The sequence below is a fragment of the Desulfocicer niacini genome (assembly GCF_054657595.1).
This window is the reverse complement of the sequence record NZ_BAAHYK010000136.1, coordinates 1-1359: the sequence shown is the minus strand read 5'-3', so window position 1 is coordinate 1359 and position 1359 is coordinate 1. Positions and strand designations below refer to the sequence as shown.

Genomic DNA, 1359 nt, shown 5'->3' with positions numbered 1-1359 from the left:
ATATCGATATTTCGCCTTGCCGCATGGATGAAATGATTACCACCAATGGCCAGGGCATCTCCGTCCCCCATGGGAACGATGAGTTTCAGTTCAGGCTTACTGAGCTTTACCCCAGTGGCAAAGGCAAGGGCCCTGCCGTGGATGGTGTGAAGGGAGTGGAAATCCACATATCCTGAAATCCGGGCGGAACACCCGATGCCGGAGGTCATCACAAGATCTTTTTTGTCCAGCTGCAGCTGATCAACGGCCCGCAAAAGGGAATTTAAGATGGTCCCATGCCCACATCCCGGGCACCACATGTGGGGAAAAAACCGTTCTCTGATATAATCTTTAACACTCATGTTACACCCCCCTTCCCTGGATAACCCGAAGGAGTGATTTAATATCCGTCGGTGTGATCAATTTTCCATCTATGCGGTTCACAAGAAATACGTTTTCCGGACGATCCACGGCGGCCTTCACATGGCGCATCACCTGCCCCATGTTCATTTCCACCACCAGAACGGCTTTGGCTTTGGCACATTTTTCCCGGATCATGGCTTCGGGAAAGGGCCAGATGGACTGAAGTTCCAGCACACCCATTTTTTCCCCCCGGGCCCGGCGGTTGGTGGCAATGTGTATGGCAGATCGGGCAGAAGAGCCATAGGAGATGAGGATATACTCGGCATCTTCCATGAAATGCTCTTTATACCGGGTAATGTTGTGTATATTGTTATCTATTTTATCGTTGAGATGATGGAGCAGTCCACTGACCACCTTGGGGTTATTGGAGGGAAACCCCCACATGTCATGGAACAGACCGGTGACATTATACCGGTGATCTCCACCAAAATCGGACATGGGAAGACGTCCGTCCTCTCTTGGCAGGTAGGGATGATAATCAACCCCTTTACCAAGGGATGTTCTTAAACGATCCACCCGGGGAATTTGTCCGACTTCCGGAATCACGAGCTTTTCACGCATATGACCCACGGCTTCATCAAAGAGAAGTATCACAGGAGTACGATATGTTTCTGCCATGTTAAACGCATCCACGGTCATGGCAAACACATCCTGATGATTGGATGCGGTGAGGGCAATGATGGAATGATCCCCATGGGTACCCCATCTGGCCTGATTTATGTCTCCCTGGCTGACATGGGTGGGATTGCCGGTGGATGGCCCTCCCCGCTGGACATTGACGATGACGCAGGGAATCTCTGCCATGCAGGCATACCCCAGGGCCTCCTGCTTCAGGGAAAATCCCGGCCCGCTGGTGGCTGTCATCACCTTATGACCGGTTAACGATGCACCGATGATGGCGCACATGGAGGCGATTTCATCCTCCATCTGGATAAATTTTCCCCCTTTTTCCGGCAG

At 51.7% G+C, this 1359-nt stretch carries 2 protein-coding genes; both read right to left on the bottom strand.

Annotated elements, in window-relative coordinates; genetic code table 11:
• On the bottom strand, positions 1 to 341 hold a 341-nt coding region (locus ACYQ2M_RS25055; RefSeq protein ID WP_459919136.1), incomplete at its 3' end, for a thiamine pyrophosphate-dependent enzyme.
• A 1-nt stretch (position 342) separates the two neighbouring features.
• A partial coding sequence (locus ACYQ2M_RS25050) for a 2-oxoacid:acceptor oxidoreductase subunit alpha (RefSeq protein WP_459919135.1) occupies positions 343 to 1359 on the bottom strand: 1017 nt, incomplete at its 5' end.